The following is a 1937-nucleotide window of genomic DNA, read 5'->3' on the forward strand; positions in this document are numbered from 1 at the left end:
AAGCCGACACGCAGAACGAAGTTCTGCACATAACCCTGTCCTAACTGAGCGCAAGCGAAGGCAGGGCAGGGTAAACGCGATACACTATACTGCGGTTTTGCGGGTTAACAATGCAAAAACAAGTGCAGGTAGGAACGATACTCCTGTATCGTCCGCAGCGTTCTTAGAACGCTTATATTCAAATAATTGTGTAATGTATTACGCTCGTTCCGAGCGTACGGACGACACGGGAGTGTCGTCCCTACCTCAACTTAATTTCGGATTATGACACACCCTCCAAAATGATAATACACTATCTGTGATGTAATTCCATTTTGCTTGCAGAGCAAGCTATTTTCAAAGCGAAGCATAAAAATCAAAATAAAAATATTTTCTTTTTTTACCGGACAACAATAATTTTCAATGAAAAAAATCAGTGAGTTCAGTGAGATCCGCGCGGGGAGTTCCATTGCTGAATAGTTACGTTGAGTAGCCACCAATGTTAACCTGTGTTAAAACTCTTTTCTTGATTAAACTTTTTAATATTTGTTTAGTCAAAGTAGTGTAAGGAAAATAAATAGTTCCAAACTACTGACTTCTTGATAAAACATTTTTAATAAAACACCCATGAGTGCACAGCGCCGCCGATAGGCTCCGCATAGCACCGAATCAAGATAAAGCCCCTCGTGAAGGGGCTTTCTTGTTATTTGCTATTTCATCATTTATTGCTTGCGGAACACAAGCCAAGGACCAGGAATGGGGTTACGTGGCCTCTGCGCGGTGTCGCCCACGACATGCTGCACACCGCCGCGAGTGCGATAGTAAGAACTTGTCTTGCCGCCGGTGATGTAAATGGCATCAACAAAACCATACTCACGCATTGCATCGGCAAAGTCATACATCGTCTCGGGATTAGGCGCTTCGATGTAGAACAAATTATCGTTGCCTTCCTTGCGCCCTATCGCACGACGCTCAACCTTGCCATGAAGGTAGAACTTCGACGGCAGCTCGCCGCAGCTCAACATCATAAACTGGCGGAAGTAATATCCCTCATGCTCCACACAGTAGTCGCGCACGTCTTCAAAACGCGAAATGCCTATCACCATGGCACTATCCACTGCGCCGAAGTAGCCCAAGCGGCTCTGGTCGTCGGAATATACCTTGCCACCAATGACTAGCGATCCCAGGAACTTCCTTTCGCGCGAGATATCGGCACATCGCGAATAGAGATACACGTTTTTATCAGTAATTGCAGGCTCGTCAAGTTCTATCGTTGCCTTTAAGCCTTTCAGTTCGTAGAAATTGAGCTGCACGCCCAGCACGCTGTCGGTGGTCATGACCACCTCGGGGGTGCAAGGTTTGACGCGGCGCTTGAGTTTTGCGATATTTTGTTCTGGCGTTACCGACACGCTCACGCCATAGTTGTGGTAATAGTTCCACTGCTTGATTGCAAAGAATGCTCCAAAGACGACGAGCAGAGCGACTAGTGCCGAGGCTATGACCCAAGCCCAACGACGTTGAGGGTGCACATTGATCACTGTGACATGCTCGGTCGTTGACGCAGGAGTGCCTTCAACCACACCAGTGGTGACCACAGGATTCTCATCGCTGATGAGGCGTATCTCATCTTTCTTTTCTATTTGTTTGATGTTGTCGATGTCGCTCATAGTTGTCCTCCTTTCTCTAACGCGGCCTTGAGGGCTTTTAATGAATCTTTCGAGAACCCACCGTAAATCATGGGTTCGCTCATTTTGCCGCCAGCAAGCACAATGCGGCTGTCGGTGATATTTATCGCTTGAATAAATAGTTTGTTTACAACCTTAATTCCGCAGCACTTTTGTTAACAATTTTTATAATATCCTGAGCAACAAAAAGTTGCCCAGGATTTTGTCATGTCGGTGATTTCACTTAATTTAGTGCTGCAAATAAAACCAAACGAACCACCAACACGACATCGA

General features: G+C 46.0%; 1 protein-coding gene. It reads right to left on the minus strand.

Annotated elements, in window-relative coordinates:
• Positions 1-701: 701 nt before the first annotated feature.
• The gene (locus ACKI3C_RS07440; protein ID WP_407403610.1) at positions 702-1646 is read right to left on the minus strand and encodes a hypothetical protein; all 945 of its coding nucleotides are present in this window, start codon (positions 1644-1646) and stop codon (positions 702-704) included.
• Positions 1647-1937: the final 291 nt, after the last annotated feature.

The organism is Sodaliphilus sp. (genome assembly GCF_045598405.1).
In the GTDB taxonomy this organism is placed as follows: domain Bacteria; phylum Bacteroidota; class Bacteroidia; order Bacteroidales; family Muribaculaceae; genus Sodaliphilus; species Sodaliphilus limicaballi.

Coding starts and splice junctions, on each gene's coding strand:
- ACKI3C_RS07440 (WP_407403610.1), bottom strand. CDS start 1,646: ATGAGCGACATCGACAACATCAAACAAATAGAAAAGAAAGATGAGATA.